A 20,292-nucleotide genomic window follows, 5' to 3' on the forward strand; every position below is an offset into this window, starting at 1 on the left:
TCTCCAGAGGTATTCCTTTCGTCATCCACGCGCGAGACGTCGGCAGCACGCGTCCGCCCGACGGTAAACCGTCGGGAATCTGCCTGCTTACCGCTTTCCTGCTGCCTGGAATCCTTAGGAAGGTTTTATGTTTATCTCCTCTCCCCGATTGGGGAGAGGGTGTAGGGATTCAGTAAGTATTTACGACGGCATTGCGATGGACTGCTTCTCTTCGAGCAGTTTTTCCACCACGCCAGGATCGGCGAGCGTTGAGGTATCGCCGAGGTTGCTGGTGTCACCGGCGGCAATCTTGCGCAGGATGCGGCGCATGATTTTACCGGAGCGGGTTTTCGGTAACGAATCGGTCCAGTGCAGCACGTCCGGGGTGGCCAGCGGGCCTATCTCTTTACGCACCCAGTTGCGCACTTCCGCGTACAGCTCCGGCGTCGGCTCTTCACCATGATTCAGCGTCACATAGGCGTAAATGGCCTGACCTTTGATGTTATGCGGGATGCCGACCACCGCCGCTTCGGCGATTTTCGGGTGTGAGACCAGCGCCGATTCAATTTCGGCGGTGCCCAGACGGTGGCCGGAAACGTTCAGCACGTCGTCCACGCGGCCGGTTATCCAGTAGTAGCCATCCTCGTCACGACGCGCGCCGTCGCCGCTGAAGTACATGTTTTTAAAGGTGGAGAAGTAGGTTTGCTCGAAGCGCTCGTGGTCGCCGAACAGGGTACGCGCCTGGCCAGGCCAGGAGTCGGCGATGGCCAGGTTGCCCTCGGTGGCCCCTTCCAGCGGCGTGCCTTCGTTATCGACGATGACCGGCTGAACGCCGAAGAATGGACGGGTGGCGGAGCCGGCCTTCAGTTCAATCGCGCCCGGCAGCGGGGTGATCATAAAGCCGCCGGTTTCGGTCTGCCACCAGGTGTCCATCACCGGGCATTTCTCGTTGCCGATTTTCTTCCAGTACCACTCCCAGGCTTCCGGGTTGATCGGCTCACCGACGGACCCCAGAATGCGCAGAGAAGCGCGGTCGGTGCCTTCGATAGCCTTATCGCCCTCGGCCATCAGCGCGCGAATCGCCGTTGGTGCGGTATACAGGATGCTGACCTGGTGCTTATCCACCACCTGGCACATGCGCGCCGGAGTCGGCCAGTTTGGTACCCCTTCGAACATCAGCGTCGTCGCGCCGCAGGCCAGCGGGCCGTACAGCAGGTAGCTGTGGCCGGTTACCCAGCCCACGTCGGCGGTGCACCAGTAGATATCGCCAGGATGATAGTCGAATACGTATTTGAAGGTCGTTGCCGCATACACCAGGTAGCCCCCGGTGGTGTGCAGGACGCCTTTCGGCTTGCCGGTTGAGCCTGATGTATAGAGGATAAACAGCGGGTCTTCGGCGTTCATCTCTTCCGGCTGGTGCTGGTCGCTGGCGTTTTCCAGCAGATCGCTCCACCACAGGTCGCGACCCTCGTGCCATTCCGTTTTGCCCCCGGTGCGCTTGAGGACGACCACGTTTTCAATGGTGGTCACGTTAGGATTTTTCAGCGCGTCATCGACGTTTTTCTTCAGCGGAATGGCGCGACCGGCACGCAGGCCCTCGTCGGCGGTGATCACCAGCCGCGAGCTGGAGTCGATGATGCGTCCGGCCACCGCTTCCGGCGAGAAGCCGCCGAAAATAACCGAGTGGATGGCGCCAATGCGGGCGCAGGCCAGCATAGCGACCGCCGCTTCGGGCACCATCGGCATATAGATAGCCACGACGTCGCCTTTTTTAATCCCGAGGCCGAGCAGGGCGTTGGCAAAGCGGCACACGTCGCGATGCAGCTCGCGATAGGTAATTTTCTTGCTCTGGCTGGCGTCGTCGCCTTCCCAGATGATGGCCGTCTGGTCGCCGCGCTCTGCGAGGTGGCGATCGAGACAGTTAGCCGCCAGGTTCAGCGTTCCGTCCTCATACCATTTGATAGAGACGTTGCCCGGGGCAAACGAGGTGTTCTTCACGCGCGTATAGGGTCGAATCCAGTCGAGAATTTTACCCTGCTCGCCCCAGTACGCGTCGGGATCGGTCACGGATTGTTGATACTGCGCCTTGTACTGTTCCGGGTTAATCAGGCAGCTGTCCGCAATATTTGCGGGAATAGAGTGTTTATGTATTTGGCTCATGGCTTTTTTTCTCCTGTAGGTTGTTAAATATATGTCAAATAAACGTTAATAGTAGGGGCTTTGCGCGCTTTGTTTGCTATTTGGGGGACAGATCACGCATTAATTCAACTGAATGAAAATCAATCAAATGAAACTTTTAAGTGCAATAATTCCGGTAATGAATTTATAGAAATAGAAGTGATTAAAATTTTTTTATAACAAATACTTATGCAATATAAGTGGGGGGAATGAGCGACTTTATGCATAAAACCAGAGTAAAGGCCTGTTCTTAAAGGCTTGCGCAGCATGCCGTGCAAATGATACTCATATCGCGCGTTAAAAAACCCCATAGAGCAACGCAACACAATTCATACCCCTTTCAGTGGGTATCATTACCTGCGGTAATGGTGCCTTTCATTGAGGAAGTCTGTAGTGATGAAAAAAACAAAAGTCAGCCTGGCCTGGCAAATTTTGCTGGCCCTGGTGCTGGGCATACTCCTGGGCAGTTATCTGCATTACCATGCCGAAAACCGTGATTGGTTAATCTCGAACCTCCTGACGCCGGCGGGCGATATCTTTATCCACCTGATCAAAATGATCGTGGTGCCGATTGTGATTTCGACGCTGATTGTCGGGATTGCCGGCGTCGGCGACGCTAAGCAGCTGGGGCGCATTGGCGCCAAAACGATTATCTATTTTGAAGCGATCACCACGGTGGCGATTGTGCTGGGGATCACCCTGGCCAACGTTTTCCAGCCGGGCACCGGCATTGATATGTCGCAGCTGGCGGCGGTCGATATTTCGAAGTACCAAAGTACGACGGCGGAAGTGCAAAGCCACGCGCACGGCCTGATGGGGACGATTTTGTCGCTGGTGCCGACCAATATCGTCGCCTCGATGGCCAAGGGCGATATGCTGCCGATTATCTTCTTCTCGGTGCTGTTTGGTCTCGGCCTCTCCTCGCTGCCGGCAACGCATCGTGAGCCGCTGGTGACCGTTTTCCGCTCTATTTCCGAGACCATGTTCAAAGTGACGCACATGGTGATGCGCTACGCGCCGGTCGGGGTGTTTGCGCTGATCTCCGTGACCGTCGCTACCTTCGGCTTCGCCTCCCTGTGGCCGCTGGCCAAGCTGGTGATTCTGGTCTATTTCGCGATTCTGTTCTTTGCGCTGGTGGTGCTGGGGCTGGTCGCACGTTTCTGCGGCCTGAGCATCTGGATCCTGATTCGCATCCTGAAGGACGAGCTGATCCTCGCCTACTCTACCGCCAGCTCCGAGAGCGTGCTGCCGCGTATTATTGAGAAGATGGAGGCCTACGGCGCGCCGGCCTCAATCACCAGCTTCGTGGTACCGACCGGCTACTCCTTTAACCTCGACGGTTCGACGCTATACCAGAGTATTGCGGCGATCTTCATTGCTCAGCTGTACGGGATTGACCTGTCGCTGTGGCAGGAGATTACGCTGGTGCTGACGCTGATGGTGACCTCGAAAGGGATTGCCGGCGTGCCGGGCGTCTCCTTTGTGGTGCTGCTGGCGACGCTGGGCAGCGTCGGGATCCCGCTGGAAGGTCTGGCCTTTATTGCCGGCGTTGACCGCATCCTCGATATGGCGCGTACCGCGCTGAACGTGGTGGGGAATGCCCTGGCGGTGCTGGTTATCGCCAAGTGGGAGCACAAATTTGACCGTAAGAAAGCGCTGGCGTACGAGCGTGAGGTGCTGGGTAAATTTGATAAGACCGCGCAGTAAGCGCGCGGTGAAACAGCAAGCCCGGCGTCCTGCGCCGGGCTTTTTTTATCGTGAGGCAGGGGATTTCAGATAACGGTGGTTTGGGAGAAAGCTGTTTTTTTAGCATGTCCTGCAATCTACGAAACGTTCCGTTCATATTCCGTGGAATGTTCCGTTCACCATTGGTCCCGCATACTTCTGTTTACTGCGGCATAGGTGAACGGCCCAGGGCCGGTTTCGCCCGGCCCTGGGGACCCGGCATCCCGGCAAGAAAAATCGTCGCTGCGCGATACCTTCGTCTCCGCCGTCTGGCTATTCGGGGACGGCAAGAGGTAACCTCCCTGTAAGGCTTGCCTCCGCCAGCATCCATGCTGGCGGCCCCGGCCAGCCGCCTGCGCCTCAGCGATTTTTAGCCGGCCCAACCCCCCTGCTGCACGTCCCGATGCCTCATGTCTGCATGGTCATTGCTGAAAAAGCCTTCAGCAATGATTTGGCTGCTGGTATCTACGGGCTGACAGCGCGGGGGTTAAGGCGCATCAAGAAAACTGGCGGGAACGCAGGCGCGCATCCAGGACTGACCGCCAGGACAAAAACGCCGGGAGCGTTTTTGAACGACGTTAACGTCGGCCCCGAAGGGGTGAGTCCCATGGATGGGACGAATAAGGCGGTCAGAGAGGCAGGTCGAGACAGGGACGTCGAGTCCTGCCCGGTCCGCCAGATGAAGCCGGAGTGGAGCGTACCGCGCAGCGGCAGTTTTCAGCGCCATGCCGGGGGCCACGGGGGGCGGGCGAAACGCCCCCCGTGCCGTTCACCCGCAGCGGGTGTGAGAAAAGCGCTGGATTCATCGTGAACGGAACATTCCACGGAATATGAACGGAACATTCCACGGAATGTGAATGGAACATTCCGCCGTAGCCTGGCATAGCGCATATCAGCGATCCGCCCTTCGCCCAAACCACCGTAAAAAGCCATTCGGGCGCGAAGAGGCTACCCCTTGGTTATCCGCTCAAACTCCTCGCATCCGGTATCAAACCCCTCCTGGCAGCTGACGTTCAGCCAGTGCAGGGCCTTCTGCTGATTGGGCTCGATAAAGCCTTTCTCCCCCTGCTGGAATATCATCCCCGCCCAGTACTCGGCGTAGCCGGTGCGGGACAGCGAGGAGCTGCGTTTAAAATAGAGCGAGGCCGCGGCGTCATCTTCCGCAATCTGCACGCCGCTGGCGTAAATCAGCCCGAGCAGCATCTGCGCGTCAACGGCGGAGTCGCTTTCCGGATCCTGGGCCGCGTCCTGTAGCAGGGTGATGGCGTGCGAATAGTCCGGCTTGCCGGCCTGATGATTGACCAGCACCCGGGCAAGGACGATCTCCCCGGCCTTGCTTCCCGCCTGGACCGACTTTTCCGCCAGCTGCCTGGCCTGCTTGTAATCGGCGTTCTGCGGGTTGCGGATCTTCAGCTGGGCCAGCAGCGCCAGCGCGTCGCCATCGCCGTTTTCCGCCGACTTCTGCGCCCAGTATTCGGCCTGCGGGTAATCGCCGGAGCTGACGTAGGTATCGGCGAGATAGTACTGCGCGCGCGGGTCGCCCGATTCAGCCTGCTGTTTGTACTGACTGCCTGGTTCCATGGCGCCTGCGGCGAGGGAGACCAGCGCCAGCAATAAATAGAGGTATTTCATTTTTTATTATCTATTAGGGATACAGCTAACAGTATAAAGGGAGGCGTAAGAGAAGAAAATGACAGGCGCTAAGCGAGCGTGATGAAACCGGGGCGATAAACGTGTCCCGCCGCTGAGCGTTGCGCCAGCGGGGGACCGATCCGTCGCCCGGAAAGGCGCGGCGCGCCCCTCCGGGAAAGCGGTCTGACTTAGCCCATCGCGCTTTCGCGCAGGCGGGCTTTTAGCTTACTGTACTCATCAATGACGTACTGTTCGGCGGCGCGCTGGTCGGCAATCCGCTCAACGTTAACCGCGCAGTACTTGTACTCCGGCGTTTTGGTTATCGGGCTCAGGTTCTCGGTCACCAGCTCGTTGCAGGCGCCAATCCACCACTGGTAGGTCATATAGACCGCTCCCTTATTCGGCCGATCGCTAACCTGCGCACGGGTGATGATGCGGCCCTTACGCGAGTTAACCCACACCAGCGCCTCATCCTCGATACCCAGACGCGCGGCGTCGGCGGTATTGATTTGCGCATAGCCCGGCTCGTCCGCCAGCGCCGCCAGCGCCGCACAGTTACCGGTCATCGAGCGGCACGAGTAGTGGCCGACTTCGCGCACCGTTGAGAGCACCATCGGATATTCCCCGGTGAGCCTGTCGATCGGCGCAACCCAGTCGCAGGTGTAGAACTGCGCCAGCCCGTTGGGGGTATCGAACCTCTCTTTAAACAGATAAGAGGTCCCCTGGTCGGCGGCGGATTCGTCGCGGCACGGCCACATGATGTAGCCCAGCTCGCCCATCTTCTCGTAGGTGGCGCCGTAAAAGTCCGGACACAGATGGCGCAGCTCGTCCCAGATCTCCTGGGTGTTGCTGTAGCGCATCGGGTAGCCCATCCGGGTGGCGATCTCGCTGATAATCTGCCAGTCGGTTTTCAGATCCCACTGCGGCTCCACCGCTTTAAAGAAGCGCTGGAAGCCGCGGTCCGCCGCGGTATAGACGCCTTCATGCTCGCCCCACGAGGTGGAGGGCAGGATGACGTCCGCCGCCGCCGCGGTTTTGGTCATGAAAATATCCTGCACGATAACCAGCTCAAGCTCTTCAAAGGCTTTACGCACCGCCGAGAGCTCGGCATCGGTCTGCAGCGGATCTTCGCCCATAATATAGGCCGCCCGTACTTCGCCGTGCGCCGCCCGGTGCGGCAGCTCGCTGATGCGGTAGCCGGCGTGCGCCGGCAGGCTCTCCACGCCCCAGGCTTTGGCGAATTTCTCCCGGTTTTCCGGGAACTTAACGTACTGGTAGCCCGGATAGGTATCCGGCAGGGCGCCCATATCGCAGGCGCCCTGGACGTTGTTCTGCCCGCGCACCGGGTTGACCCCGACGCTCGGCCTGCCGAGGTTACCGGTCATGATCGCCAGGCTGGTCAGCGAGCGCACGGTTTCCACGCCCTGATAGAACTGGGTGACGCCCATGCCCCACAGGATGGCCGCGGATTTGGCGCTGGCGTACATCCGGGCGCAGGCGCGGATCTCCTGCGCGCTGACGCCGGTTATCTCTTCCACCGACTCCGGCGTATAGCCTTCAACGATTTTGCGATACTCCCCGAAGCCTTCCGAGCGGCTGGCGACGAAGGATTTATCGTAGAGATCCTCTTTAATAATGACGTGGCCGATGGCGTTGAGCAGGGCAATGTTGGAGCCGTTTTTCAACGCAATATGCATATCGGCAATGCGCGCGGTTTCAATTTTGCGCGGATCGCAGACGATAATCTTCGCCCCGTTGCGTTTGGCGTTAATCACGTGATTCGCCACGATAGGGTGCGAATCGGCCGGGTTATAGCCGAAGATAAACACGAGATCGGTATTATCAATCTCGGTGATGGCATTGCTCATAGCGCCGTTACCGACCGACTGGTGCAGACCTGCAACCGATGGGCCGTGTCAGACGCGAGCGCAGCAGTCGACGTTATTGGTGCCAATAACGGCGCGCGCGAATTTTTGCATCACATAGTTGGTTTCATTCCCGGTGCCGCGGGAGGAGCCGGTGGTCTGGATGGCATCCGGGCCGTACTTGGCCTTAATCGCGCTGAGGCGCGTGGCAACGTAGTCGAGGGCCTCATCCCAGGAGACGGACTCCAGCCTGCCGCCGCGCTGGCGGCGGATCATCGGGGTTTTCAGGCGCGGGGTGAGGATCTGGGTATCGTTAATAAAGTCCCAGCCGTAGTAGCCCTTCAGGCACAGGGTTCCCTGGTTGGTTTTCCCCTGTGCTGCCTCAGCCCGGACGATTTTACCGTTATCGACTACCAGGTTGATTTTGCAACCTGATGCGCAATACGGACAAACCGTGACGACTTTTTTCATCGGTCTTGCTCCCGTTAATCAGTTGGCGCATATGCGCTATCACGCCGTCACTATGCATCTTCTATGCCATATTTTCATTGTGGGTATTTCCCGATAATACGCCGGTTTTTTGGGCGAAGTGCTGACGAAAAGCAGGGCGTCGTCAGTTTTGACGTGTCGAAGCGGGCGGAGTTGTGACATGGGTTGAAGAAACGCTATCCGGCAATGGATTTGTCGGTGGTGGTTTGCTGAATTAATCATACAGAGATCATCCCCGGCGGGCAGAGGCAAGCTATGAAACCGGTCATTTTGGTTGTTGATGACGACAGCGCAATCTGCGAACTGCTGTGCGACGTGCTCAGCGCGCACGTTTTTGACGTGCTGGTGTGCCAAACCGGCGGCGAAGCGCTGGCGGTAGCGGCGCAGCGGGCAGATATTTCCCTCGTCCTGCTGGACATGATTTTGCCCGATACCAACGGCCTGCTGGTGCTACAGCAGCTGCAGCGCAGCAGACCCGAGCTGCCGGTGGTGATGCTGACCGGTCTCGGGAGCGAAGCCGACGTCGTGGTGGGGCTGGAGATGGGCGCCGATGACTATATCGGCAAGCCGTTTAACTCCCGGGTAGTGGTGGCGCGAGTGAAAGCGGTGCTCAGACGCAGCGGCGCGCTGGCGGCGGAGAGCAGCAGCGGCGGCGGTGCGGGACTCATTTTTAACGGCTGGCGGCTGGACACCGGACGCTGTGAGCTGTTTAACCCCCAGCAGCAGCCGGTGCCGCTGACCCAGGGCGAGTACGGCCTGCTGCTGGCGCTGGCGCAGAACGCCCGGCGGGTACTGAACCGCGAACAGCTGCTGACGTTGACCCACAGCGAGAGCATTGAGGTGTTTGACCGAACGATTGACGTGCTGATCATGCGCCTGCGGCGCAAAATTGAGCTTAATCCGCATCAGCCGGCGCTGATCAAAACCATGCGCGGCCTGGGCTATGTGTTCGCCGCGGACGTTATCCACGGCGATAAGGCGGCGTAGCCGCGAAGGGGCTAACCCCGGGGCTTCCCGGGGCATCGCCTGACCGATGGCGCCTACTTCACGGTCCAGCCTTTATAGGTACCAATGTTGTTTTTATCGATCATCGTCACCGGGATCAGCACCGGGGCCGTTGGCGCCGCTTTGCCCTGCAGGATGTCGTAGCCAATTTCTACCGCCTTCGCCGCCATCACCTGCGGGTCCTGGGCCGGGGTGGCGACAAACAGCGAATTCTTACGCTTCAACGCTTCTTCCCCGTCCGGACTGCCGTCGACGCCAACGATAAAGAACTCGCGGCGCTGGGCCTGTTTGGCCGCCAGGTCCGCCCCGATGGCGGTCGGGTCGTTAATGGCAAATACGCCGTCGATTTTCGGATTGGCGGCCAGCAGCGAGGTCATAATTTCCAGTCCGCCTTCGCGGCTGCCCTTGGCGTTCTGGTTATACGACAGCACTTTGATATCCGGGTGGCGCTTGAACTCCGTCTGGCAGCCTTCGACGCGGTTCTGCACCGCAGAGACCGGCGGCCCGTTGATAATCACCACGTTGCCTTTCCCTTTCAGGCGGTCGGTGATGTATTTACAGGCCATTTCGCCCGCCTGGGTGTTATCGGAGGTAATCGTCGCGTCCGCGCCTTCGGCGGCCACGTCCACCGCCACCACCACGATGCCCGCGTCTTTCGCCCGCTTCACCGCCGGGCCGATGCCCTTCGAGTCGGCGGCGTTAAGGATAATCATGTCGACCTTCGCGGCGATAAAGTTATCGATCTGCGCGACCTGCTGACCGAGATCGTAGCCGCTGGAAACCAGCGTCACTTTGACATTATCTCCGGCCAGCTTGCGGGCTTCCAGCTCGGCGCCTTTGGTTATCTGGACGAAGAACGGGTTGGCCAGATCGCCGACCGTCACGCCGATAGATTTGAGTTCTTTAGCCTGGGTGAACGGCGCTGCGGCAAGCAGCGTGCCGGCACAGAGCGCGATCGCTAACGGTTTCAAACGCATATTGTCTTCCTCACTCGTAGGGTATTGGTATTGTTGTTATGCACTTTGATGGTGTCGGGTACGGTATTTGTCGATCAGTACTGCAATGATGATCACCGCCCCTTTGATCACCAGTTGCCAGAAATAGGAGACGCCCATCAGCGTCATACCGTTATTGAGGGTGGCGATAATCAGCGCCCCCACCAGGGTACCGGTGATGGTGCCGATACCGCCGACGAAGCTGGTGCCGCCGAGGATAACCGCGGCGATGGCGTCCAGCTCATAGCCCACGCCGAGGTTGCCGTTGGCGCTGTAGAGCCGCGAAGCGCTCATCACCCCGCCCAGCCCCGAGAGCAGCCCGCTCATGCCGTAGACGAACAGCAGCACCAGCCACACCTTGATGCCGGTGAGCCTGGCGGCCTGCATATTGCCGCCCACGGCGTAGATATGCACGCCGAGCGTGGTGCGGCGCAGAATGAACCAGCACACCGCGATCACCGCCAGGGCGATCACTACCAGCCACGGCACCGGCCCGAGATAATCGTTGCCGATCCATTCGAAGCTGATATCGGAGTTAATCACCGTGGTGCCGTCCGCCAGCAGATAGGCGGCCCCGCGCAGCGCCGTATAGGTGCCTAGCGTAACGATAAACGGCGGCAGTCCGGCGAAGGCGACCAGCGCACCGTTGAACAGGCCCAGCAGCAGGCCGAGCATCAGCGCCGCCGGAATGGAGAGCAGGGAGAGCTCCGGTATCAGCGAGACCACCATCGCCGCCACCGCGGTGGTGCCGAGGATAGAGCCGACCGACAGGTCAATCCCGCCGGTCAAAATGATAAAGGTCATACCCGCCGCGAGCACGATGTTGATGGAGGCCTGGCGGGTAATGTTCAGCAGGTTGCTTTCGGTAAAGAAGTTCGGCGCGATAAAGCCAAATACCGCGACAATCAGGATTAAAATCGGCAGGATGCCGACCGTTTGCATCAAATCGCCCATCAGCATTTTTTTCGCCGATGCTGATTTTGCCACCGGCCGGGCGGCGGTCTCTTTTTGCGTTGTCATGGTTGTTCCGCCTTAAGGTGAGAGTCGTTAACGCCGGTGGCCAGCGTCATAATGCTTTCCTGGCCGATCTCGTCGGCCTGCAGTTCGCCGACGATTGCGCCTTCGCGCATCACGTAGACCCGGTCGCTCATGCCGACCACTTCCGGTAGTTCGCTGGAGATCATCAGAATGGCCACGCCCTGACGCGCCATCTGGTTCATGATGCGGTAAATTTCGCTTTTGGCGCCGACGTCAACGCCGCGCGTGGGTTCATCGAGGATCAGAATACGCGGGCCGATCGCCACCCAGCGGGAGATCAGCAGCTTTTGCTGGTTGCCGCCGGAAAGGCCGCCCGCCCGCACCTGCGAATGCGGGACGCGAATATTGAGCAGCGAGATGGCGTCATCGGAGATGGTCTGCGCCTTCTTGCGGTTGAGCATTCCCCAGCTGGCGTCGCGTTCCAGCGTCGCCATGGTGATGTTTTCCTGCGCCGCCAGTTCGAGAAACAGCCCCTGCTCCTTGCGGTTCTCGGTAAGGAAGCCGATGCCGAGATCGATGGCTTCGCGCGGCGAGTGGATGACCACCGGCTCGCCGTCGACTTCAATCACGCCGCCGCTCGCCTTGCGCACGCCGAAAACCAGCTGTGCCAGCTCGGAGCGGCCAGCGCCGACCAGCCCGGCGAGGCCGACGATCTCCCCGGCGTGCACCACCAGGCTGCTTGGCTTCACCTTGCTGCCGTCGGTGAGATCCTGCACCCGCAGGCGCGGCTTGCCGAGCGGGATATCGCGCTCTTTATTGAACAGATCGCTGAGCGGGCGGCCCACCATCATGCGCACCAGCTCGGAGGCGTTGAGCCTGTCGCGGGTCAGGCTGCCGACGTACTGACCGTCGCGCAGGACGCTGACGCGATCGGACAGCTCATAAACTTCCGCCATGCGGTGGCTGATATAGATAATCGCCATGCCTTCGTCGCGCAGGCGCAGAATCAGCTCAAACAGGCGCTGGGTTTCACGCGAAGAGAGGGCGGCGGTCGGCTCATCCATCACCAGAATTCGGCTGTTACGGTGCAGGGCGCGGGCGATCTCCACCTGCTGCTGTTCGGCGATGGTCAGCTTCATCACCCGATCGCTGGCCTTAAACTGGGCGCCAAGACGGTCAATCACCGCCTGGGCCTGGTTCTGCATCTCTTTGCGCTGCACCAGCCCGCCGCGCGCCAGCTCGCTGCCGAGGAAAATATTTTCGGCGACGGTGAGATTAGGCGCCAGCTGCATCTCCTGATAAATCAGCGTGATGCCTGCCGCCAACGCGTCTTTTGGCCCTTTGATGGCGTGCGGTTTACCGTCGATCAGGATCTCGCCGCTGGTGGCGGTATAGGCGCCGGCGAGGATCTTCATGAGCGTGCTTTTCCCGGCGCCGTTCTCGCCCATCAGGGCGTGGATCTCGCCTGGCCAAACCGTCAGATCGACGCCTTTCAGCGCATAAAATTTGCCGAAGGCTTTGGCAATATTGCGCATGGATAGTACCGGCGTTGCTGGCATACAGGGTCTCCTGCGAGAGCGGTCGATAGCAGCAGTGGACCACGGGTTGATAAATGCAAAATGTCAGAAGCCGTTCATATTTGTCATATTGATGAATAGTTAATCTTGATCACAATTACGCAACGTTACTCTCCCCGTTGCTGCCGCCAGCCGCCAGGATAAACAAAAATAGCGCGGAGCCGACTATGCCATCCCATCGTTATCCGTTTTTCACCAGCGCCCGCGGACGCCTGCTGTCGTTTAACCTGCTGATGGTGGCGGTGACGCTGATGGTCGCCGGGGTGGCGATACTGGGTTTTCGCCACGCCAGCCTGCTGCAGGAGCAGGTGCAGCGGCAGACGCTGGACGATATGACCGGCAGCATGAACCTGGCCCGCGATACCGCTAATGTCGCCACCGCGGCGGTTCGGCTCTCGCAGGTGGTGGGCGCGCTGGAGTATAAAAGCGAGGCCGAGCGCCTGCTGGAGACGCAGCAGGCGCTGAAGCACTCGCTGTCCCAGCTTGCCGCCGCGCCGCTGGCGCAGCAGGAGGTGACGCTGGTCGCCAGCATTACTCGCCGCAGCAACGAGCTGCAGCAGAGCGTAGGCGGAATGCTGGTGCGCGGCCAGCGGCGCCATCTGCAGCGCTATGAGCTGCTCAGCTCGCTGTATCAAAATCAGAGCTATCTGCTCCATCTACAGGATCTTAGCGATCGGCCCGGCGCGCCGGCGATCGCTCCGCAGCGGCTGGTGGAGATGGATCGGCTGATTACCGCCGCCATCCACACCTCAACGCCGCGTTCGATAGTGCAGCAGCTGGATGAGGTGATGGGCTTCCTGCCGTCGACCAGCGCCGACCCGACGCAGGCCGCAATCCTCGCGGATTTTAAGGCCGAGCTTGCCCGGCTGGAGCCGCTGTCGGCCCAGCTGGAGGAGAGCGATCTGGCGATCGGCTGGTATATGTTCCATATCAAGGCGCTGGTGGCGCTGCTGAACAGCGATATTAATCAGTATGTCGCCAGGGTGGCGCAGGCGTCGGAGCTGCGGGCGGCGCAAAGCCATCAGGAGCTGCGCTCCATCAGCATGTTTATTCTGCTGTCGGCGCTGCTGGCGCTGGCGATCACTGGATGCGCCGGCTGGTATATCTACCGCAATCTTGGCTCCAACCTGACCGCTATTTCACGCGCCATGTCGCGGCTGGCCCACGGCGAGAACCACGTCTCGGTGCCCGCGCTGCAGCGGCGCGATGAGCTGGGCGAGCTGGCGCGCGCCTTCAACGTTTTCGCCCGCAATACCGCCTCGCTGGCCCACACTTCCCAACTGCTGAAGGAGAAAAGCACCCTGCTGGAGACCACCTTCCACGCGATGCGCGACGGCTTTGCCCTGTTTGATAATCAGGGGCAACTGGTGGTGTGGAACCCGCAGTATCCGCTGCTGCTCGGGCTGGCGGCACAGGATCTGCAGCGCGGCATGCACTACCAGCAGCTGCTGAGTCGGGCGGCGCCGCTGGCGGAGCACGTGCGGGCCAACCTCGCTTCACCGCTGCCGAAGCCGCAGGAGCTGCAGCTGGCGAACGACCGGACGATTGAGCTGCGCTTCAGCCCGGTGCCGGGGCGTGGGCTGGTCAACGTGGTGCTCGATCGCACCGAGCGCAAGGGGCTGGAGCAGGCGCTGGTCCATAGCCAGAAAATGAAGGCCGTCGGCCAGCTGACCGGCGGCCTGGCGCATGATTTTAATAACCTGCTGGCGGTGATTATCGGCAGCCTTGAGCTGGTTCAGCCCCATGAGGGCGACGCGGCGCGCATCTCCAGGGCGCGCAAGGCTGCCGAACGCGGCGCGCTGCTGACCCAGCGGCTGCTGGCCTTCTCGCGAAAGCAGTCGCTGCACCCGCACGCCGTTGAGATGAAGCCGCTGCTGGAGAACCTCGGCGAGCTGATGCGCCACTCTCTGCCCGCGGCGCTGAGCCTCGAGATTGAGGCGCAGTCCCCCGCCTGGCCGGCGTGGATTGACGTTGGCCAGCTGGAAAACGCCATCATCAACCTGGTGATGAACGCGCGGGACGCGATGGAAGGGCGGCCCGGCGTAATAAGAATTCGCAGCTGGAACCAGCGCGTGGCGCGCAGCGACGGGCGGCGGCAGGATATGGTGGCGCTGGAGGTGGTCGATCACGGCTGCGGGATGTCGCTGGAGGTGAAAGCGCAGGTCTTTGAGCCCTTCTTTACCACCAAACAGACCGGCAGCGGCAGCGGCCTCGGGCTGTCGATGGTGTATGGCTTTGTACGCCAGTCCGGGGGAAGGGTGGCCATTGAGAGCGCGCCCGGTCAGGGGACGACGGTACGCCTGCAGCTGCCGCGCGCGGCGGTACAGGCGACGGCCTGCGGGCTGCTGCCCGAGGCCGAGCAGGAAACTGGCGCCGAGCGGCTGGCGCTGGTGCTCGAGGATGAGGCGGACGTGCGCCAGACCCTGTGCGAGCAGCTGCACCAGCTTGGCTGGCTGACGCTGGAAACCGCCAGCGGCGAGCAGGCGCTGCAGATGCTGGAGGCTTCGCCGGATATCGCGCTGCTGATAAGCGATCTGATGCTGCCGGGAAGGCTGAGCGGCGCGGAGGTCATTAACGAAACGCAGCGCCGCTTCCCGACGGTGGCGCTGCTGCTGATCAGCGGCCAGGATCTGCGCCCGGCGCATAATCCCGCGCTGCCGGACGTCGAGCTGCTGCGTAAGCCCTTCACCCGCGCCCAGCTGCAGCAGGCGCTGCGACAGGTTGCGGTAAATAGTGGTAGCGAGCCAGCGCCGCCGCCCCCCGGGCACCGTTAAACGCCGAGGAGGATGCCGCAATAAACCGCACCGCCTGGTAAGGCAAGGGACGGCGAATATGCGTTTTTATCATGGCGATCAGCGTCTCGCGCGGAAAGGCGGGCATATCTATCACGCCGCCGCCGAGGATCACCGCATCCGGGTCGAAGAGGTTGATGCTGGTAGCGATGGCGCGGGCGGCATGGTGCAGAAGGGCCTGGACAAAGGGCTCCTCTGCGGCGTGAACAAACAGCTCGCCAAGCTCATAGCCGCGCGGCTGCAGTTCATACCAGCGCCTGAGCGCGATACCTGAACAGACGGTCTCCAGGCAGCCGGGATTACCGCAGCCGCAGGTGAGCGCGGCGTCGCCCTGCGGAATGTGCCCCAGCTCTCCCGCCACGCCGTGGGCGCCGGTCCACGGCCCGCCGTTCAGCCAGATGGCAAAGCCCATACCGGTGCCGAGATACGCGGCTAAGACCTGCTGCGCCTGCAGGCCGTTTTCCTGCACGTCGAAAGAGAGCTGCAGATTGACATCGCGGGAGAACTCGACCGGGCAGGCCAGCGAATGTTCCAGCTCATCGGCCAGCGTCCGCACTATTTCTGGCGGTAGCGGCAGGTTGGGGGTGGAGATGATCGTCCGCTTATCCTTGCCGACCAGCGCCGGTAGGCCCATCACCAGACCGCAGCAGCGTGCCTGATAGCGATCGAGCAGCTGCTGGATCAGCAGGGTGATGCCGCTGACCAGGCCTCTACCCGCCAGCACGTCGGCGGTGCGAAGCTTCTCGCAGTGCAGCGCCTCGCCCTGTGCGGTCTGCAGGCAAAAGCGGATATGGGTTGCCCCCATATCCACGCCCGCGACGACGTTAAGCCGTTTTTGCATGAGGGAATACCTCGTTCTTTGCCGCCAGAATTTGCTCAGCCATAACCTGCCACGCCTCGTGAATGTTATCGGCATGGTTAAACAGCCCGGAGGTGCCGACGATAAAGACGTCCGCCCCTGCCGTCATGAGGCTGTCATAGGTCGCCTTATTGCATGAACCGTCGATCTCAATTTCGTAATCCAGCCCTTCGCGTTCGCGCCAGGCTTTTAGCTCGCTGATTTTAGCCAGCATCTCCGGGATAAACGGCTGTCCCGCGAAGCCCGGATCGACGGTCATCACCGTGATTTTGTCGGCTTTATGAATGTAGTACTTCATGGCCTCGACCGGCGTTTCCGGGTTGAGGATCAGCCCGACCTTCATACCGTGGCGGCGGATCTCCTCTATCAGGCGGAAAGCCTGACCGTTAATGGTCTCCGGATGCAGGGTGATAAAGTCCGCCCCCGCCTGCGCCAGCTGGCTGATGTAATCCTGCGGCCGGGTGACCATCAGATGACAATCGAGCGGTTTGCTGGCCAGCTTCTTCACCTGGCTGACGAAGAATGGCGATAGCGTCAGGTTAGGGACAAAGTGGCCATCCATAATGTCGATGTGAAAGTAATCTGCATGCTGGTCGATAAACTCAATCTGTTCTTTGAATTTCAGCAGGTCCATACACATTAAAGAGGGGGAAATTTTCATCATAAATTCCTTACTTACTGATAAGACGGTCGAGGGCGACAGCCGCGATAATTAATCCACCCATCACCACCAGCTGGTAGTAGGTTTGTACCTGGAGAATGTTCAGTCCGTTGTTGATGGTGCCGATGATCAGACCGCCGATCACCACCGAGAAAATGCGTCCCTTGCCGCCGAAGAAGCTGGTGCCGCCGATAATGGCGCTGGCGATGGCGTAGGTTTCAAAACCCATGCCGGCCAGGGGCTCAGCGGCGCCGAGGCGCGCCGTTGAGACCACGCCCGCCAGCCCGGCGCAGACGCCGGAAATAATGAATACCAGCAGCATGTGGAACTTGACGTCGATGCCGGAATAGAAGGCGGAGTTTTTGTTACCGCCGAGGGCGTAGATGTTGCGGCCCAGCCGCATGCGGGTGGTCAGGAACCATAAAATGACGGCCACGATGAGCGAGAAGATGACCGGCACCGGGATCCCCAGCACGCTGGCGGCAAAGAAGTTAACGAAATCAAATGAGAAGCCGTATACCGAGTTGGCGTCGGAGATAACCAGGGTGATGCCGCGGAAAATGGCGTTGGTGCCGAGGGTAATAATGAACGGATGCAGGCCTGTCCAGTTGACCAGGCAGCCGTTAATCGCTCCCAGCGCGCCGCCGACCAGCACGCCGCCAATCAGCGCCGCGAGGAACGGATCGACCCCCGCCAGCATCAGCTTGGCGGTGACCATCCCGGAAAGCGCCAGAATCGCGCCGACGGAGAGGTCGATGCCGGCCACCAGGATCGCGAAGAACTCGCCCATGCCGATAAGCACCGTGACCGAGCTCTGGACAAATATTTGCGTGATGTTGTTGGTGGTCAGAAAGTATTCCGGCGACAGCGTGCCGAAAATCGCGACGATAATCGCGAGGATAAAAAAGGTGCCGTATTTATCCCAGAACAGCGCGAAGTTAAACGGCTTTTTGCCATCGGTCTCGCCTTTTACTCTTGCGGCAGTGCCCATACCATAATCTCCTCTTCGCTCATGTCGTCGCGATTGGTCAGAATTTGCGTCAGTCGCCCTTCGCAGAACACGGCAATGCGGTCGCAGACGGTGATAATTTCAGGAAGTTCGGATGACACCATCAGAATGACTTTTCCGTCATCGGCCAGCTGGCGCATCACTTTATAAATTTCGGCTTTCGCGCCGACATCGATGCCGCGCGTCGGCTCATCAAAAATGAGGACTTCGGGGTTGCAGCACAGCCATTTGGAAATAAGGACCTTTTGTTGGTTCCCGCCGGAAAGCTCGCCAATGTTCTGATCGACCGAATGGCACTTCAGCGCCAGCAGCCTGCGCTGCTCTTCCGCCGTCTTGCGCTCGTCTCCTTCGCGAAATAGCCCCATCGCGCCTTTGTAGCCGCCATGCTTCAGGCTCCGGCTGACCGCCATGTTCTGGGCGATGGAGAAATTGCCGAAGAAGCCGTTATCGCGACGGCTCTCGGTGATGTAGCCCATGCCTTTCTTCAAGGCGTCCAGCGGCGAGCGAGGGGTGATCGCTTTGCCGTTGAGGAGGATTTCACCGCCGCTACGCCTGTCGACGCCGAACAGGCAGTCCATCAGCTCCGTGCGTCCGGAGCCCACCAGACCGGCGAAGCCGAGGATTTCGCCGCGGCTCACGCTAAAGGAGATATCGCGGACCTTTTTCTTGTCCCGGCTGGTGACGTTTTTGACCTCGAAAACCGTTTCGCTTGCGACGTTTCCGGCGCTCTCCTTCATCGCGTTAAAACGGTTTTGCAGCTCGCGGCCGACCATCAGGCGGACGATCTCTTCGTTGTTGACCTCGCTGACCATTCCGCTGCAGACGCTGCTGCCGTCCTTCATCACCGTGTAGCGGTCGCAGATGCGGCGGATTTCCGCCAGCTTGTGCGAGATATAGACGATGGCGGTGCCCTCTTTGCGCAGCTGGTTCATGATCAGGAACAGGTAGTCGACCTCCTTGTTGGTCAGAGAGGAGGTCGGTTCGTCCATAATCAGCACTTTGGCATCCAGCATCAGCGTTTTGGCAATTTCCAGCATCTGCTTGTGGCTGATCGAGAGATTCGCCACCTTGTGGTCTAAATCGACTTTTAATCCGATGCGCAGCAGCATCATTGCCGCCCGTAAGCGCATCTCTTTCCAGTCGATAATATTGACGCCACAGACTTTTTTTGTCAGATGTCGGCCAATATATAAATTTTCCAGCACCGTTAATTCATCGATCACGCTGAGTTCTTGATAAATAATGCCGATGCCAAGCCGCGCGGCTAATTTATGATCGAGCTTGTCATAATTAACGTTGTTAATCGTAATGGTACCTTTGGTCGGTTCATGGATCCCCGACAAAACTTTCATTAGCGTTGATTTACCGGCACCGTTTTCCCCGAGCAATGCATGTATTTCATGCGGGTAAACGGTTAAATCGACCGATTTTAATGCGTGAACCGGACCAAAGGATTTGCCGATCCCCGCCATTGAAATATATGGCGTGACCATAATCACTCCTTATTTATTCTTACCCGCTGGTAGCCATGAGGGTAAAGGGAATTCAATCACCCAGCGGAAAGTTACTTCGTGACCAGAATCGAGTCCACCAGCTTAAATTCTGGCGTTTTATCCAGAGGAATGACCTTACCGGTCTTCGCGGCATCGACCATCATTTTCAGGCCCGTAGCGCCGATATTGGTCGGGTTCTGGGCGATGGTTGCGGTCATCTGTCCGGCAGCGACCATTTTGCGCGCCTCGGGAATACCGTCAGTGCCGACGACCAGTACCGTTTTGCTTTTACCGGCGTTGGCTACGGCCTGGGCAACGCCCATTGCCATCGTATCGTTAGCGCAGTAAAAGGCTTTCAGGTTGGGGTTACGCTGCAGAACATTGGTAGCGACATCCAGCGCTTTAATGCGATCCCAGTCGGCAGGCTGGCTGGAAACAAGCTTGATCTGGCTGGCTTTTTTGAAGGTCTCCGCCGCACCGCTGCGGCGGGCTTCCCCTGAGGCATTGCCGGCTTTACCTTCGATGATGGCCACTTCGCCGCCCTCAGCGCCCAGCTTGCCGATAATAAAGTCGGCCCCTTTCGCCCCGACCGCGACGTTGTCAGTGGTGACGAATCCTTCAACGTTACCGCCGGCCTTCTTCAGGTTATCCATGTCGATCTTTTCATCGAGGTTAACCAGAAAAATACCTTTCTTCCAGGCTTTGGCTACCGGCATGACCAGGTTTACCGAGGAGAGCGGGGCGAAAGCGATACCTTTGTAGTTCTTGTTGCTTAAATCTTCAAATAGCTGCAGCTGTGATTGAAAATCGCCTTCTGAGGGGGAGGCAAAAACATCGACGCTGACGCCGAGGGTTTTGGCCTCGTCTTCAATACCTTTTTTCATGTCAACCCAAAACGGGTTTGATAACGTTTTTAATACCACGGCATAATCGGCGGCGGCAAAAGCGCTGGTGGATAGCATTACGCCCATAGCCGCGCCGCTGAAAATTTTCAGATATTTATTCATAGTCGTATTCTCGGTGTAGGATACAGTAATATTGATCCCACCGATCGT

14 protein-coding genes are annotated in these 20,292 nt (G+C 59.4%); 3 read left to right on the forward strand and 11 right to left on the reverse strand.

All coding sequences use genetic code 11. The annotated features are described in order from the left end of the window. Positions 1 to 180: 180 nt before the first annotated feature. Positions 181 to 2,139, reverse strand: a complete 1,959-nt coding sequence (gene acs / locus M2416_RS13770; RefSeq protein ID WP_259224840.1) for an acetate--CoA ligase — start codon at positions 2,137 to 2,139, stop codon at positions 181 to 183. A gap of 414 nt (positions 2,140 to 2,553) precedes the next feature. Here acs and gltP point away from each other — a divergent pair, with 414 nt between their 5' ends. Continuing rightward, positions 2,554 to 3,864: a glutamate/aspartate:proton symporter GltP gene (gene gltP / locus M2416_RS13775; RefSeq protein ID WP_076947839.1), complete on the forward strand. Its 1,311-nt coding sequence runs from the start codon at positions 2,554 to 2,556 to the stop codon at positions 3,862 to 3,864. A gap of 966 nt (positions 3,865 to 4,830) precedes the next feature. Here gltP and M2416_RS13780 read toward each other — a convergent pair. Both M2416_RS13780 and fdhF read right to left on the reverse strand, forming a co-directional pair. Then, on the reverse strand, positions 4,831 to 5,514 hold the full coding sequence (locus M2416_RS13780; RefSeq protein ID WP_076948240.1) for a tetratricopeptide repeat protein: 684 nt from the start codon (positions 5,512 to 5,514) through the stop codon (positions 4,831 to 4,833). Between the two features lie 188 nt (positions 5,515 to 5,702). Continuing rightward, positions 5,703 to 7,850 carry a formate dehydrogenase subunit alpha gene (gene fdhF / locus M2416_RS13785; protein WP_259224855.1) on the reverse strand — a complete coding sequence of 716 codons (2,148 nt, stop codon included), beginning with the start codon at positions 7,848 to 7,850 and terminating at the stop codon, positions 5,703 to 5,705. 273 nt (positions 7,851 to 8,123) lie between these two features. On the opposite strand from fdhF, the gene M2416_RS13790 reads away from it, so the two are divergent. Beyond that, entirely contained in the window at positions 8,124 to 8,855 is a 732-nt protein-coding gene (locus M2416_RS13790) for a response regulator (RefSeq protein WP_259224857.1), read from the forward strand. Between the two features lie 53 nt (positions 8,856 to 8,908). Here M2416_RS13790 and M2416_RS13795 read toward each other — a convergent pair whose 3' ends face one another. Genes M2416_RS13795 through M2416_RS13805 form a run of 3 tightly spaced genes read right to left on the reverse strand, consistent with a single transcriptional unit; the run spans position 8,909 to position 12,405 of the window. Continuing rightward, the gene (locus tag M2416_RS13795) at positions 8,909 to 9,850 is read right to left on the reverse strand and encodes an ABC transporter substrate-binding protein (RefSeq protein WP_076947085.1); all 942 of its coding nucleotides are present in this window, start codon (positions 9,848 to 9,850) and stop codon (positions 8,909 to 8,911) included. A 36-nt stretch (positions 9,851 to 9,886) separates the two neighbouring features. After that, positions 9,887 to 10,888, reverse strand: coding sequence for an ABC transporter permease subunit (locus tag M2416_RS13800; protein WP_076947084.1), 1,002 nt, complete (start codon positions 10,886 to 10,888; stop codon positions 9,887 to 9,889). Next, the gene (locus tag M2416_RS13805; protein WP_259224859.1) at positions 10,885 to 12,405 is read right to left on the reverse strand and encodes a sugar ABC transporter ATP-binding protein; all 1,521 of its coding nucleotides are present in this window, start codon (positions 12,403 to 12,405) and stop codon (positions 10,885 to 10,887) included. Before M2416_RS13805 ends, M2416_RS13800 begins: the two co-directional genes overlap by 4 nt. A 185-nt stretch (positions 12,406 to 12,590) precedes the next feature. Between M2416_RS13805 and M2416_RS13810 the strand changes: the two genes are divergently transcribed. Continuing rightward, a complete protein-coding gene (locus M2416_RS13810) occupies positions 12,591 to 15,197 on the forward strand; it encodes an ATP-binding protein (protein WP_259224874.1) in 2,607 nt (868 codons plus the stop codon). On the opposite strand, the gene alsK is transcribed toward M2416_RS13810, so the two are convergent. From alsK to alsB, 5 genes are all read right to left on the reverse strand, one after another. After that, the gene (alsK, locus tag M2416_RS13815; protein ID WP_259224877.1) at positions 15,109 to 16,056 is read right to left on the reverse strand and encodes an allose kinase; all 948 of its coding nucleotides are present in this window, start codon (positions 16,054 to 16,056) and stop codon (positions 15,109 to 15,111) included. The genes M2416_RS13810 and alsK overlap by 89 nt on opposite strands. After that, positions 16,040 to 16,735: a D-allulose 6-phosphate 3-epimerase gene (alsE, locus tag M2416_RS13820; RefSeq protein ID WP_041143651.1), complete on the reverse strand. Its 696-nt coding sequence runs from the start codon at positions 16,733 to 16,735 to the stop codon at positions 16,040 to 16,042. Before alsE ends, alsK begins: the two co-directional genes overlap by 17 nt. A 10-nt stretch (positions 16,736 to 16,745) precedes the next feature. Further along, the gene (alsC, locus tag M2416_RS13825; RefSeq protein WP_041143652.1) at positions 16,746 to 17,726 is read right to left on the reverse strand and encodes a D-allose ABC transporter permease; all 981 of its coding nucleotides are present in this window, start codon (positions 17,724 to 17,726) and stop codon (positions 16,746 to 16,748) included. Further along, positions 17,705 to 19,237, reverse strand: coding sequence for a D-allose ABC transporter ATP-binding protein AlsA (gene alsA / locus M2416_RS13830; RefSeq protein ID WP_123709964.1), 1,533 nt, complete (start codon positions 19,235 to 19,237; stop codon positions 17,705 to 17,707). Before alsA ends, alsC begins: the two co-directional genes overlap by 22 nt. A gap of 71 nt (positions 19,238 to 19,308) precedes the next feature. Beyond that, positions 19,309 to 20,244 (reverse strand): D-allose transporter substrate-binding protein, encoded by a 936-nt coding sequence (gene alsB / locus M2416_RS13835; protein ID WP_259224883.1) that lies wholly within the window; start codon positions 20,242 to 20,244, stop codon positions 19,309 to 19,311. Positions 20,245 to 20,292 lie beyond the last annotated feature (48 nt).

It is taken from the genome of Klebsiella sp. BIGb0132 (assembly GCF_024810075.1).
In the GTDB taxonomy this organism is placed as follows: Bacteria; Pseudomonadota; Gammaproteobacteria; order Enterobacterales; family Enterobacteriaceae; genus Klebsiella; species Klebsiella terrigena.